Source organism: Enterobacteriaceae endosymbiont of Donacia fulgens (genome assembly GCF_012567545.1).
Lineage (GTDB): Bacteria > Pseudomonadota > Gammaproteobacteria > Enterobacterales > Enterobacteriaceae.
This window is the reverse complement of sequence record NZ_CP046182.1, coordinates 368,886-384,537: the sequence shown is the minus strand read 5'-3', so window position 1 is coordinate 384,537 and position 15,652 is coordinate 368,886. Positions and strand designations below refer to the sequence as shown.

Genomic DNA, 15,652 nt, shown 5'->3' with positions numbered 1-15,652 from the left:
TTATAAGAAGGAATTATTATTTATGATTAAAATTTATTCTCCTGCTTCTATTGGAAATATTAATGTAGGTTTTGATACATTAGGTATAGCATTATCTAGAGTGGATCAAGGTATTTTAGGAGATTTAATAACAATTTCTTCATCTAATAAATTTATATTAATTAATAAAGGCATATTTCTAAATGATTTACCAAAAAATAATTATGAAAATATTATTTTTCATTGTTGGACAAAATTTTGCGATAAAATTGGAAAAAAAATTCCTTTAAAAATAATTTTAGAGAAAAATGTTCCTGTAGCATCAGGACTAGGTTCTAGTGCATGTTCAATAGTTGCATTTTTAAAAGCAATAAATTTGTTTTGTAATAATCCATTAAATAATATTGATTTATTAAAATTAATGGGTGAATTAGAAGGATTATTATCTGGTAATATACATTATGATAATATTGTTCCATGTTTATTAGGAGGGATGAAATTAATATTAATTATTAATAAGAATAATTTAATTATTCAAAATATCCCAATTTTTAAAAATTGGTTTTGGGTAATTGCATATCCAGGTATTAGATTATCTACTTTTTGTTCTAGAAAAGTTTTACCAAAACTATATAAAAAAGAAATTTTAATTAAACAAAGCCAATATCTAGCTGGATTTATTAATGCTAGTCATACAAAACAAGAATTATTAGCATCAAAATTAATGAAAGATTTTATTGCTGAACCATATAGAAAATCTTTAATACCTAATTTTGAAAAAATTTCTTATACAGCTAAAAAATTAGGAGCTTTAAATTATGGAATTTCAGGATCAGGACCTACAATATTTAGTATTTTTAATAATTTAAATTATGCACATAATATGGTTATATGGTTAAAAAAAAATTATTTAAAAAATAATACAGGATTTGTTTATATATGTAAAATTAATAATATAGGTACTCAAATTATGGAGAAAAAATGAAATTTTATAATCTTAATTATCAAAAAGAAAATATAAATTTTTGTCAAGCTTTAAAAAAAGGTTTAGGAAAAAATCAAGGTTTATTTTTTCCTGTAAAATTACCTAAACTAAATAATAAAATAATTAAAAATATATTAAATCTTAATTTTATAGAAAGAAGTAGTTATATAATTTCATTATTCTTAGATGAAAAAGAAATTTCATTGAATGATTTAAAATTACAAGTAACTAAAGCATTTAATTTTCCATTATTATTAAATTTAATTGATAAAAATATTGCTTGTTTAGAATTATTTCACGGTCCAACTTTAGCATTTAAAGATTTTGGCGTCCGTTTTATGGCTCAAATGCTAAATTTTTTTGATAAGAAAAAAATTATTATTTTAACTGCTACTTCTGGTGATACAGGTGCAGCTGTTGCTCATGCTTTTCATAAAATGGAAAATATTGAAGTTGTAATATTATATCCTTATAAAAAAATTTCTATTTTACAAGAAAAATTATTTTGTACATTAGGAAATAATATAACAACAATTGCTATTAAAGGTAATTTTGATGATTGTCAAAAACTTATAAAAAAAACTTTTAGTGATAAAGAACTTAACAAGTTATTATATTTAAATTCTGCAAATTCAATTAATATTAGTAGATTAATAGCTCAAATATGTTATTATTTCGAAGCTTTTGCACAAATTCCTTTAAATAAAAAAAAAAAAAAAATAGTTTTTTCAGTACCTAGTGGAAATTTTGGTAATTTAACTGCTGGATTAATAGCAAAAACAATGGGATTACCTATATATAAATTTATAGCAGCAACTAATATAAATGATACAGTTCCTAGATATTTAAATAAAGGATATTGGAATCCAAAAAAAACAATAGCAACATTATCTAATGCAATGGATGTTAGTATTCCTAATAATTGGCCTAGAATTATAGAAATTTTTAATAAAAATAATTGGAATTTAAATAAATTAGAATCTTTTGCTATTACAGATAAACAAACAATTAAAACAACAATAAATTTTTTTAAAAAATATAAATATATTTTAGAACCTCATTCAGCTATTAGTTTTTGTGCATTAAAAAAACAAATTTTAAATAAAGATATATTTAATGTGTTTCTTAGTACTGCACATCCGGCTAAATTTCAAAATTATATTTATAATACATTACATCAAAAAATATTATTACCTAAAATTTTAATTAATTGTATAGAAAAAAAAAATTTATCTTATATATTATCTAATAATTTTAATGATTTAAAAAATTTTTTAATAAAAAACTATGTAATATAAATTTATTTTAATAAATAATTATGATAATAAACAAATTAACTTATAATCCTCAATATTTTATATTATTTCAAATTTTTGCTATAACTATTAGTTGTTTAGTAATATTAATATCATTATTTTTGGGAGGTCGTTCGTATGGTATAGATAAACAAATCCCATTTGAATCAGGAGTTTATTCTTACGATACTTCTAGAATTAGAATACATATTAATTTTTATTTAATAGCAATATTTTTTATAATCTTTGATATTGAATCTTTATATTTATATTTATGGTCTGTTACTATTAAAATAGTAAAATTAGAAAGTTTTATTGAGGGAATTTTATTTATTTTAACTATTTTAATTACTTTATTTTATTTATTTAAAATGAAAGCTTTAGACTGGAAATATAAAAAAATTTAATTATATAAAAAAATATACATAATAAAATGAAATATATTCTAAATAAAATTAAAAATAATAAAAAAAATTATCCTTTAGAAATAAAAAGAAACATTGATACAGATCCTTTAAATGATCAAATTAGTAAAAATATTTTTTTAGGTAATTTAAAAAAGATTACACATAAAATTATTAATTGGGGAAGAAAAAATTCTTTATGGCCTTATAATTTTGGATTATCTTGTTGTTATGTTGAAATGACTACATCATTTACATCTATTAATGATATTTCCCGTTTTGGTTCTGAAGTATTAAGAGCATCTCCAAGGCAAGCTGATTTTATGGTAATAGCAGGAACATGTTTTTTGAAAATGGCTCCTATTATACAAAGATTATATGATCAAATGTTAGAACCTAAATGGGTAATTTCTATGGGATCTTGTGCTAATTCAGGAGGAATGTATGATATATATTCTGTAGTACAGGGGGTTGATAAATTTTTACCTGTAGATGTATATATTCCAGGATGTCCTCCTAGACCAGAATCATATATACAAGCATTATTATTATTACAAAAATCTATAAATTATGAAAGACGTCCTTTATCTTGGGTTATAGGAGATCAAGGTATTTATAAAGCTAAATTAAAATCATCTAATAAATTTTTTAATGACAAAAATTTTAAATTTAAATCAATAAAAAATATATAATAATAGGATCTATTATGAATAATTTTTTTGATACCATAGTTAAAAAAATAGGAGATACACATAATAAATCTTTTTCTAAAAAAAATATAGAACCGATAATAAATGAATTAAATAGAAAATTTAATTTTAAGGATTTTATTATACAAAATAATATTACTAATAAAATGCCATTAACTATTTGGATTAGATCAAAAGATATAATAAAATTTATAAAATTTTTTTCTGAAATAGATAATCCATATAATATGCTATATGATATGCATGGTATAGATGAAAGATTACATTTTAATAAATTTAATTTAATGAAAAAAATGGATTTTTCATTATTTTATTATTTAATATCTATAAATAGAAATTCTGATATCATCATAAAAATCCCTTTAAAAGAAAATAATTTAAATATAAATACTATCACGAATTTTTTTAAAAATGCTGATTGGTATGAAAGAGAAATTTGGGAAATGTTCGGAATTAATTTTATTAATCATCCTAATTTATCACATATATTATTACCAAAAAACTGGGATTATGGTTATCCTTTACGTAAAGATTTTCCTTCTAGAGCAACTGAATGTACACCTTATTTTTTAACAAAAGAAAAATATAAAAAAGATATTGAATCTACTAAGTTTAATCCAAAAAATTTTAATTTTTTAATAAATAATAAATCAAATAATTATATGTATCTTAATTTAGGACCTAATCATCCTTCAGTTCATGGGGCTTTTAGAATAATATTACAACTATCTGGTGAAGAAATTATACAATGTATCCCAGAAATAGGTTTTCATCATAGAGGAGCAGAAAAAATAGCAGAAAGACAAACATGGCATACATATATACCATATACAGATAGAATTGAATATTTAGGTGGATGTGTAAATGAAATGCCTTATATTCTTGCAATAGAAAAATTAGCTAATATTTCTGTTACAGATAAAATTAAAGTTATTAGAATAATGTTATCTGAATTATTTCGTATTAATAGTCATTTATTATGCTTATCTACTTTTATGCAAGATTTAGGTATAATGACACCTATATTTTTAGTTTTTACAGATAGACAAAAAATATACGATATAATTGAAGCCATTACAGGAGCTAGAATGCACCCTGCTTGGTTTAGAATAGGAGGATTATCACAAGATTTACCTAATGGATGGAATATTTTAGTACAAAAATTATTAGATTGGTTACCTAAACGATTAAATATATATAAAAAAGTAGCTTTGGAAAATAGTATTTTAATATCTAGATCTAAAAATATAGCTTCTTATAATAGACAAGAAGCTATATCTTGGGGGGTTACCGGAACAGGATTAAGAGCTACTGGATTAAATTTTGATATTCGTAAATGGAGACCTTATTCAGGATATGAAAATTTTGATTTTGACATTCCTATAGGACACTCTAATATTAGTGATTGTTATTCAAGAATTTTATTAAAATTTGAAGAAATTTGGCAAAGTTTACATATTATTAAACAATGTTTAAATAACATGCCTTCAGGACAATATAAAGTTGATCATCCTTTAACAACTCCTCCACCTAGAGAAAGAATGTTAAATAATATAGAAAATTTAATTCATCATTTTGTTCAAGTTTCTTGGGGACCATTAATACCTGCTAATGAATCATTTCAAATGATAGAAGCTACTAAAGGAATTAATAGTTATTATTTAATTAGTGATGGAAACACTATAAGTTATAGAACAAGAATTAGAACACCTAGTTTTCCTCATTTACAACAAATACCATCTGTTATTCAGGGTAGTTTAATATCAGATTTAATTACTTATTTAGGTAGTATTGATTTTGTTATGTCTGATGTAGATCGTTAAAGATAATATTATGAAAAAAATAACTAATAATATAAATACATATATAAATAAAAAAGAATTAAAAGTAATTGATAAAATTAAAAGTCATTATGAATCTAATAATGCTGCTATTATTGAAATATTAATATTTTTTCAAAAAAAATACGGATGGATATCTAATGATAATATTGAAATTATTTCTGATCTTTTAAATATAAATCCTTCCGAAATTGATAGTATAGCAACTTTTTATAGTCAAATTTTTAGATCTCCAGTAGGTAAATATGTTATTAAATATTGTGATAGTGTTGTTTGTTATATAACTAAATATAAAAAAATTTTAAAATATATTCAAAAAAAATTAAATATTAAATCAGGACAAACAACATCTAATAAATTATTTACTTTAATACCTATTTGTTGTTTAGGACATTGTGAAAATAGTCCAGTTATAATGATTAATGAAAAAATTTATACTTCATTATCTATTAATTATATAAATCAAATATTGGATAATTATATTAATGAAAATAATAAATCCCAATCCAGAAACACACCCTCTAACATGGCGTATTAATAATAATAAAACAATATTTTTAAAAGAATATATAAAAAAAAATGGTTATCAAAGTTTAAAAAATAGTTTATTAAAATATTCTTCTCAAGATATTATTAATATAGTTAAACAATCAAAATTAAAAGGTAGAGGGGGAGGCGGATTTTATACTGGATTAAAATGGAGTTTAATGCCTCTTAAAAAAGATGATAAAGAGATTCGTTATTTTTTATGTAATGCTGATGAGATGGAACCAGGTACATATAAAGATCGTTTTTTAATAGAACATATTCCTCATCAATTAATAGAAGGTATTATTATTAGTGCTTTTGCTATTCAAGCTAATAAAGGATATATTTTTTTAAGAGGTGAATATATTAACTGTGCAAAAATTTTAAATATAGCTATAAAAGAAGCTTATAAATTAAAATTTTTAGGTAAAAATATATTAAATAGTAATTTTCATTTTGATTTATATCTCCATATGGGGGCAGGAAGATATATATGTGGAGAAGAAACGGCTTTAATTAATTCTTTAGAAGGAAAACGTGCAAATCCTAGATTTAAACCTCCCTATCCTGCTTCAATTGGTTTATGGGGTAAACCAACATGTGTTAATAATGTCGAAACTATATTTAATATACCTAGTATTATCCACTATGGTCCTGTTTGGTATAAAAATATATCTAAAAGTATATATGATACTGGGACAAAAATATTAGGTTTTTCTGGTAATGTAAAAAAACCTGGATTATGGGAATTACCTTTTGGAATAACTGCGCGTGAAATTTTAGAAAAATATGCAGGAGGAATGAAAAAAAAATTTATATTTAAAGCTTGGCAACCTGGAGGAGCAGGAACTGGTCTCTTAACAAAAGATCATTTAGATTTACCAATGGATTTTATGAGTATTAGTCAAGCAGGAAGTAGATTAGGAACAGGAATAGCTATAGCTATAGATCATACTATTAATATAGTATCTTTAGTAAAAAATTTAGAAATTTTTTTTGCTAGAGAATCTTGTGGTTTTTGTACTCCCTGTAGAGAAGGTTTACCTTGGATTGTTAAAATATTAAATAATTTAGAAAAAAAAAGAGGAACTAAAAAGGATATTTTTCTTCTTAAAGACATAAGTCAACAATTAACAAATGGGGGATCTTTTTGTGCTCATGCACCTGGAGCAATGGAACCTTTAAATAGTGCATTAAAATATTTTTTACATGAATTTGAAGATGGAATTATTAATTAAATATTTTTTATATAAAATTATGTTTATTATATTTTTTAAATAAAAGTAAATATACTAAAATAATATGATGGAATTTATATTATGATTAATATTAATATAGAAGGTAATTTTTATAAAGTTAATGAAGAAGATAATTTATTAAAAATATGTTTATCTTTAGGTTTTAATTTACCATATTTTTGTTGGCATCCAATTTTAGGTAGTATAGGTTCATGTCGTCAATGCGCCATAAAACAATACGATAATATGAAAAAAAAAAATGGACAAATAATTATGTCCTGTATGTCTTCTCCTATAAAACAATCATATATTTCAATTAATGATAAAGATTCGATTAATTTTCGTAAAAAAAATATTGAATTATTAATGTTAAATCATCCACATGATTGTCCAATTTGTGATGAAGGTGGTAGTTGTCATTTACAAGATATGACTGTAATGACTGGACATCATGTCCGTAGATATAACTTCTCTAAAAGAAAATATAAAAATCAATATTTAGGACCATTTATATCACACACAATGAATCGTTGTATTACATGTTATCGTTGTCTAAGATTTTATAAAAATTATGCAGATGGTAAAGATTTTAATGTTTTTGGTTCAAAAGATAATATTTATTTTGGAAGATATTTAGATGGTATATTAGAAAATCCATTTTCTGGTAACTTAATTGAAATTTGTCCGACAGGAGTTTTTACAGATAAAACTTATAATATAAATTATTCAAGAAAATGGGATCTTCAATATGCTCCAAGTATTTGTCACCATTGTTCATTAGGATGTAATATTTTTGCAGGAGAACGTTATGGACAATTATCTAGTATACAAAATAGATTTCATGAAAAAATTAATCATTATTTTCTTTGTGATAAAGGTTATTTTGGTTATGGATATACTTTTTTAAAAAATAATCCCATTAAAATAATATATTATAAAAATAATAAAAAATTAATTTTAAATAATAAAAAAATTATTAAAAAAATAACTAATTTAATATTAAAATCAAAAAAAATAATTGGTATTGGATCTCCCCGAGCAAGTATAGAAAGTAACTTTATTTTAAAAAAATTAGTTGGAAAAAATAATTTTTATTTAGGTATTTTAGAAAATGAAAAAAAACAAATTAATTATATTATTAAAATAATACAAAATAAAGATATATATTTTCCTACATTATCTGAAATAGAAAATTATGATGCTATTTTAATATTAGGAGAAGATTTAACAAATACTAATCCTAGAGCTGCTTTAGCTGTAAGACAAGCTATAAAAAATAATTATAATATTCAAAAAGACAAAAATATTCCTTATTGGCATTCTGATGCAATTTTAAATTTTAAAAATAAATTTTCTAATCCATTGTTTATAACAAGTAATGATAAAACATCATTAGATGATATATCTTCATGGAATTATTATGCACCTACTTTAGATCAATCTGAATTTGGTTTTATATTAGCTAATTGTATTAAAAATAAAAATATTAATTTTACTTTAAATGATAAAAATTTAAAAAATCAAATTTTAAAAATAAAAAAAATATTGTTAAATGCTAAAAAACCTTTAATTATTTCTGGAACTGGATCAAGTTCTATAGAATTAATTTCATCATCTTATGCTATAGCTAAAGCATTAAAAGAAAAAAAAAAAAATATAGGTTTATTTTATGTATTAAATAAAGTAAATAGTATGGGAATTGGTTTAATTAAAGGAAAATCTTTACATGATTTATTTACAAAAAATAAATTTAATAATTCTATAGATATAGATACAATTATTGTTATGGAAAATGATTTATACTTTTATGAAGAAAAAAATAAATTAAATAGTTTTTTTAAAAAAATTCCTAATATAATTGTCTTAGATCATATTTTTACTAAAACTATGAAACATGCAAATATAATATTACCAGTATCAAATTTTATAGAAAGTAGTGGTACTGTAATTAATAATGAATGTAGAGCACAAAGATTTTTTCAAGTATATAAACCTTCTTTTTATAATAAAAAAAATTATAGAAAATCTAGTTGGAAGTGGCTATATAAAATATATGCAAAATTAAATAATTTAAATAAAAAAATTACATTAGATGAAATTATTAAAAAATGTGAAGAATGTATCCCAATACTTAACGGAATACATTTAGCATCATATTATTCTAATTATAAAATATATAATAGAAAATTTGCAAGATCTTCAATTAGATTCAGTGGTAGAACATCTATATTATCTAATAATAATGTTCATGAACCTAAACAACCAGAAGATAAAGATACTATTTTTAATTTCTCAATGGAAGGAAATTATAATTCAAATATTAAATGTAATCAAATACCATTTTTATGGTCTCCTGGATGGAATTCTTCTCAATCATTATATAAATTTCAGAAAGAAATAGGAATTTCTTCAAAATATGGTTCTAGCGGATTTAAAATTTCTCAAAAAAAAATTTGTATAATAAATTTTAAAAAAAAAAACTATAATAATAAATTTATTATATCTAATAAATTAATAATTATTTTTCATTATACTTTATTTAATAGTAATAGTTTAATACAAAAATCATCTTTAATACAAAAGTATTTCCCTAATAATTATGTTGTTTTTAATAAAAAAGATGCTGAAAAATTAGGAGTTTTAACTAATAATTTAGTTGAACTACATTGTTTAAACAATATTTTTATATTAAAAGTATCTATTTCAAAATTTTTACATCAAGGATTTATTAGTATACCATTAGGATCAAAAGGAATTTCATTATCCTTCTTAGGAAAAACTATTGAAAAAATAAAGGTATTAAAATGATTTTATTTTCTTTTTTTAATAATATACAATTAAAATTGTTATTAAAAATAATATTTATATTATTATTATTAATAATAAGTGGGGGGTTTTTAAGTTTTGCTGAAAGACGTATATTAGCTTTATTTCAAAATCGTTATGGTCCTAATAGGGTAGGATTATATGGATGTTTACAGATATTAGCAGATATGATAAAAATTTTTTTTAAAGAAGATTGGACTCCAAATTTTTCAAATAAAGTATTATTTAATATTGCTCCAATTATAGCTTTTAATTCATTATTATCTGTATTTGCTACATTACCTATTACTCCTAAATTGATGATATCTAATTTAGATATTGGAATACTTTTTTTTTTTATGATGGCTAGTATTTCTATTTATTCTATTTTATTTGCAGGATGGTCAAGTAATAATAAATATGCTTTGTTAGGAACAATAAGAGGTGTTGCTCAAATAATAAGTTATGAAATTTTTTTAGGTTTATCTTTAATGGGTATCGTTTGTCAAACAGGATCTTTTAATCTATATGATATAGTTTATTACCAGTACAAATATTGTTGGAATATTATTCCTCAATTTTTTGGATTTATATCATTTTTTATTTCCTCTATTGCATTATGTCATAGATATCCTTTTGATCAACCTGAAACAGAACAAGAACTTATTGATGGTTATCATATTGAATATTCTGGAATGAAATTTGGTCTTTTTTTTATAGGAGAATATATTAATATTATAGTTGTATCTTCTTTAATTGTAATTTTATTTTTTGGAGGATGGTTAGGACCATTATTTCCTCCTATAATATGGTATTTAGGAAAAACTTTTATATTTATTATATTATTTTTTTTAATAAGAGCATCATTACCTAGACCTCGTTATGATAAAGTAATGTATTTTGGTTGGTTTACATGTTTACCTTTAACATTAATTAATCTTATTATTACTGCACTTTTCATAATACTAAAATAATTATATTTAAAAAATCATGAAAATAAAAAAATTTTTTATAGGTTTAATAAGTCAAATAAGAAGTATTTTTTTAGTATGGATTAATATTTTTAATAAAAGAGAAACTATAATGTATCCAGAAGAAAAAATTTATTTACCGCCAAGATACAGAGGGAGAATTATATTAACATCTGATTCTAATAATAATGAACGTTGTGTTGCTTGTAATCTTTGTGCAGTTTCATGTCCAGTTGGTTGTATAAGTTTAAAAAAAACAACAAATAAAAATGGGAGATCTTATCCAAAATTTTTTAGAATTAATATATCTAGATGTATTTTTTGTGGATTTTGTGAAGAATCCTGTCCTACAGGAGCTATACAATTAATTCCAGATTTTGAATTATGTGAATTAAATAGAAAAAATTTAATTTATGAAAAAAATGATTTATTAAAAAATAATCAAGGAAAATATACTAAGTATAATTTTTATGATATTTCAGGAGTTAATATTAAAAATAATTATAATAAAAAAGATAAAAATTTAAATATCGAAGTTGATATTAAAAATATATTACCATAATTTTAAATTTAAAAAAGGAATTATATATGGAAATAATATTTTATATTTTAGAATTAATATCAATAATTTGCGTATTTTTAATTATTATTAGTATTAATCCTATTTATGCACTATTATATTTTCTAATTTCATTAATTTCAATATCATGTATATTTTTTATTTTAGGAGATTATTTTGCAGGTTCATTAGAAATTATTATTTATACAGGAGCTATTATTATTTTATTTATATTTGTTTTAATGTTTTTAGATTATAAAAATATTAAATTAGAAGAAAAAAAAATATTTTTAAAAAAAATATTATTTTTATTAATTATATTATTTTCTACTTTATTATTTTTTATACTTATATTTTTTATATTAAAAAATATATATAATACAAAATATATTATTATGAATTTTATTGATATAAAAGATATTGGTATAAGTTTATTTACAAAATATAAAATTATTGTTGAATTAATATCAATACTTTTATTATCTGGAATAATTACTGTTTTACATATAGGTAAAACACAGGAATAATAAAAAATTACTATTAAGTTTTTTTAAAATAAAAGAAGAATATAAAATGATACCTTTATATAATATTTTAATATTTATTATATTAATATTTACTTTTGGATTAATAGGCATAATTATTCGAAATAATATGTTATATATTTTAATTTTTACTGAAATAATGATTAATTCTGCAGCATTATCATGCATAGTTTCTGGTAATTATTGGAAACAAACAGAAGGAGAAATTATGTATATAATATCGATTAGTATATCAGCTATAGAAACTTGTATAAATTTAATTTTATTAATAAAATTATATTATTATAAAAATAATATTAATATTGATTCAATTAGTGAGATGAATGGATGAAATTTCTTTTTTTAATTATTTTAATGCCATTAATTAGTTTTTTAATACTATCATTATTTTCAAATTATCTTAATAAAACTAAAATTTCAATAATTGGAGTCAGTTTTATCGGGATAAGTGCAATTCTTACATTAATTATAGGATATATTTTTATTAAAAATAATATTTTATTATATAAACAAACTTTATGGAAAATATTAAATATTGATTATTTATATATTGATTTTTCTTTATATTTAGATAAATTATCTTTAATTATGTTATTACTTATTACTTGGGTCGGATTTATAATTCATATTTTTTCAATTTGGTATATGGAAAATAAAGAAGGATATGCTAGATTTTTTGCATATACTAATTTATTTATTTCAAATATGATATTATTAATTTTAGCTAATAATTTTATTTTAATGTTTTTTGGATGGGAAGGAGTAGGAGTATGTTCCTATTTATTAATAGGATTTTTTAATAAAAAATTAAAAAATGGATTATCTGCTATAAAAGCTTTTTTAATGACTCGTTTTAGTGATATTTTTTTAATTATTGGGATATTTTTAATATTTAAAGTTTTTAACACTTTAAATTTTTCAAAAATATCATTTTTAATAACATCTTATCCTATTTATTATAAATCATATTATTTAAAAATAATTGCTATAATGTTAATTATAGGATCATTAGGAAAATCTGCTCAATTTCCATTAAATACTTGGTTAATAGATGCTATGGTTGGACCTACTCCTGTATCATCAATGATACATGCAGCTACTATGGTTACAGCAGGAGTTTATTTAATATTACGTAATAATATACTATTTTTAATGAATAATAATATATTATTTTTAACTAGTATTATTGGATCAATAACTTTATTATTATCTGGTTGGGCTGCATTAACACAAAATAATATAAAACGTATTTTAGCTTATTCTACAATGAGCCAACTTGGATATATGTTTTTAGCATTAGGAATTAATTCATTTGATGCTGCTTTATTTCATATAATATCTCATGCTTTTTTTAAAGCATTACTTTTTTTATGTACTGCATCTATTATTATTTCATGTAATAACGAACAAAATATATTTAAAATGGGAGGAATAAAAAAATATTTTCCTTTTATATATTACTGTTTTTTATGTGGTGCTATATCTTTAGCATCACTACCTTTTATAACAATGAGTAGTTTTACTAAAGAAAAAATATTATATGAACTTTTAATAAATAAATATTTTATATTATTTATAATTGGTATTATAGGTAGTTTTTTTACATGTTTATATACAATACGTATGATTTATACCATATTTTATGGTAAAAATAATATTTTACCTATTATTAATAATAAATTTACACATAATTTTCCATTAATAATATTAAGTATACTCTCTAGCCACATAGGTATAAAATTATTACCAATAAAAAATAATATTTTATTACCTAATAAAATATTATTTATTAATAATAATTATAATCATATATTAGAAACAATATCTATTGTTACATTTATAATTAGTTTTATGTTATATATTTTTTATGTTAAAAAAAATTATTTTATTAATAAAATTGTTAATTATTATTATAAATTTTCTTTTATAAATAATTTTTTTTTTAATGGATGTTATATAGATTTTATTTATAAAAAAATTTTTGTAAATATTTTTATGAAAATATTATTAATTATAAAAAATGATCCTATTGCTAAATTTATAGATTTTTTAACGATAAAAACAACAAATCAAATAGGAAATATATTATTATTAAGTCAAAATGGATATATTCGCTGGTATATATCATCAATATATTTAGGAATAATATTAATTCTATTATATTTAATAATATTAATTCATAGTTAATATTAAATTTATAATAAAATTAATATTTTTATATAAAATATAATTAGGAAATTTTATGTTATTACCCTGGTTAATATTAGTACCTTTTATTAGTGGTTTAATTTGTTGGCAAAGTGAAAAAATAAATTTTAAATTACCTCGTTGGATATCTTTAATTTCCATAAGTTTTATTTTCTTATTATCAATTTTACAATATTTTATTTATAAAATTAATTATAATGAAAAAACATTATTTATATATCCTGTCTGGATATCAGAATTTATATTTAACTGGATTCCTAGATTTGGAATACATTTCCATTTAGCAATGGATGGATTATCATTACTAATGATTAATCTTACTGGTTTATTAGGTATAATGGCAATTTTATGTTCTTGGAATGAAATTAAAAAATGGCATGGTTTTTTTCATTTAAATTTATTATGGATTTTAAGTGCTGTTATTGGAGTATTCTTATCCATAGATATGTTTTTATTTTTTTTATTTTGGGAAATTATGTTAATACCTATGTATTTTTTAATATCTTTATGGGGTCATAAAGGTGAAATAGGAAATAGTCGTATAAAAGCTGCTACGAAATTTTTTATTTATACACAATCTAGTGGTTTATTAATGTTATGTGGAATTTTATCTTTAGTTTTTCTAAATCAAAAAATAACTGGTATATTAACTTTTGAATATACTGCTTTATTAAATAATTATATAAATTTAAAAACAGAATTTTTATTAATGTTATCTTTTTTTATAGCTTTTGCAGTTAAATTACCTATAATCCCATTTCATGGATGGTTGCCTGAAGCACATAGTCAAGCTCCTACAGCTGGTTCAGTTGATCTTGCTGGTATTTTATTAAAAACAGCTGCCTATGGTTTATTAAGATTTACTATACCATTATTTCCAATATCATCTTTAAAATTTTCTTTTATTGCAATAATATTAGGAATATCTGGTATATTTTATGGTTCTTTAATGGCTTGTATACAATCTGATATTAAAAAAATTATAGCATATACTTCTATTTCTCATATGGGTTTTATTTTAATGGGGATTTATAGTCATAATAAATTAGCTTATCAAGGAGTTGTTATACAAATGATATCACATGGAATATCAGCTGCAGCACAATTTATTCTTTGTGGACAAATATACGAAAGATTGAAAACAAGAAATATTAAATTAATGGGAGGTATTTGGAATAAATTAAATACATTACCAGGTTTATTTTTATTTTTTTCATTAGCTAGTATTGGTATCCCTGGTACAGGAAATTTTATAGGAGAATTTTTAATTTTATTAGGCACTTTTCATTCATATCCTATATGTACATGTATTGCTTCTTTTAGTTTATTATTTTCTAGTATATATTCTTTAAATATGATGCAAAAAATTTTTTATGGTCCTAAAACTAAAATAAATATTTTTATAAAAAATATGTTCTTAAGAGAAAAAATTATTATTTTTATACTTTTAATTTTATTATTAATTTTAGGTTTTTATCCAAAAATTATTTTAAATATTTCAGATTCTACTATAAATAGTATTTATAATAGAATTATGTTAATTAATTATACATAAAATGTATATATATTTAATTTTAAATAAAT

General features: G+C 20.8%; 14 protein-coding genes. All 14 read left to right on the top strand.

Translation table 11 applies throughout. The annotated features are described in order from the left end of the window. The first annotated feature begins 22 nt into the window (after positions 1–22). Positions 23–964, top strand: a complete 942-nt coding sequence (gene thrB, locus GJU05_RS01910; protein ID WP_208753847.1) for a homoserine kinase — start codon at positions 23–25, stop codon at positions 962–964. Beyond that, positions 961–2,262 (top strand): threonine synthase, encoded by a 1,302-nt coding sequence (gene thrC, locus GJU05_RS01905; protein ID WP_208753846.1) that lies wholly within the window; start codon positions 961–963, stop codon positions 2,260–2,262. Before thrB ends, thrC begins: the two co-directional genes overlap by 4 nt. A 20-nt stretch (positions 2,263–2,282) precedes the next feature. Continuing rightward, on the top strand, positions 2,283–2,666 hold the full coding sequence (gene ndhC, locus GJU05_RS01900) for an NADH-quinone oxidoreductase subunit A (RefSeq protein WP_208753845.1): 384 nt from the start codon (positions 2,283–2,285) through the stop codon (positions 2,664–2,666). 26 nt (positions 2,667–2,692) lie between these two features. Beyond that, positions 2,693–3,355: a NuoB/complex I 20 kDa subunit family protein gene (locus GJU05_RS01895; RefSeq protein WP_208753844.1), complete on the top strand. Its 663-nt coding sequence runs from the start codon at positions 2,693–2,695 to the stop codon at positions 3,353–3,355. A gap of 14 nt (positions 3,356–3,369) precedes the next feature. Then, entirely contained in the window at positions 3,370–5,196 is a 1,827-nt protein-coding gene (nuoC, locus tag GJU05_RS01890) for an NADH-quinone oxidoreductase subunit C/D (RefSeq protein ID WP_208753843.1), read from the top strand. 10 nt (positions 5,197–5,206) lie between these two features. After that, positions 5,207–5,752: an NADH-quinone oxidoreductase subunit NuoE gene (nuoE, locus tag GJU05_RS01885; RefSeq protein ID WP_208753842.1), complete on the top strand. Its 546-nt coding sequence runs from the start codon at positions 5,207–5,209 to the stop codon at positions 5,750–5,752. Continuing rightward, complete coding sequence (gene nuoF / locus GJU05_RS01880; RefSeq protein WP_208753841.1) at positions 5,700–6,980, top strand: NADH-quinone oxidoreductase subunit NuoF; 1,281 nt, start codon at positions 5,700–5,702, stop codon at positions 6,978–6,980. The genes nuoE and nuoF overlap by 53 nt, the downstream gene beginning before the upstream one ends. Before the next feature lie 81 nt (positions 6,981–7,061). Further along, positions 7,062–9,788 carry an NADH-quinone oxidoreductase subunit NuoG gene (nuoG, locus tag GJU05_RS01875; RefSeq protein ID WP_208753840.1) on the top strand — a complete coding sequence of 909 codons (2,727 nt, stop codon included), beginning with the start codon at positions 7,062–7,064 and terminating at the stop codon, positions 9,786–9,788. Continuing rightward, positions 9,785–10,759, top strand: a complete 975-nt coding sequence (nuoH, locus tag GJU05_RS01870; RefSeq protein WP_208753839.1) for an NADH-quinone oxidoreductase subunit NuoH — start codon at positions 9,785–9,787, stop codon at positions 10,757–10,759. The genes nuoG and nuoH overlap by 4 nt, the downstream gene beginning before the upstream one ends. Before the next feature lie 16 nt (positions 10,760–10,775). Further along, positions 10,776–11,318 (top strand): NADH-quinone oxidoreductase subunit NuoI, encoded by a 543-nt coding sequence (gene nuoI, locus GJU05_RS01865; RefSeq protein WP_208753838.1) that lies wholly within the window; start codon positions 10,776–10,778, stop codon positions 11,316–11,318. A gap of 26 nt (positions 11,319–11,344) precedes the next feature. Next, positions 11,345–11,842, top strand: coding sequence for an NADH-quinone oxidoreductase subunit J (locus tag GJU05_RS01860; protein WP_208753837.1), 498 nt, complete (start codon positions 11,345–11,347; stop codon positions 11,840–11,842). Positions 11,843–11,888: 46 nt separating this feature from the next. Beyond that, complete coding sequence (nuoK, locus tag GJU05_RS01855) at positions 11,889–12,191, top strand: NADH-quinone oxidoreductase subunit NuoK (protein ID WP_208753836.1); 303 nt, start codon at positions 11,889–11,891, stop codon at positions 12,189–12,191. Then, positions 12,188–14,047, top strand: coding sequence for an NADH-quinone oxidoreductase subunit L (gene nuoL, locus GJU05_RS01850; protein ID WP_208753835.1), 1,860 nt, complete (start codon positions 12,188–12,190; stop codon positions 14,045–14,047). The genes nuoK and nuoL overlap by 4 nt, the downstream gene beginning before the upstream one ends. Positions 14,048–14,102: 55 nt before the next feature. Beyond that, positions 14,103–15,623, top strand: coding sequence for an NADH-quinone oxidoreductase subunit M (gene nuoM, locus GJU05_RS01845; protein WP_208753834.1), 1,521 nt, complete (start codon positions 14,103–14,105; stop codon positions 15,621–15,623). The last annotated feature ends 29 nt before the right edge of the window (positions 15,624–15,652 follow it).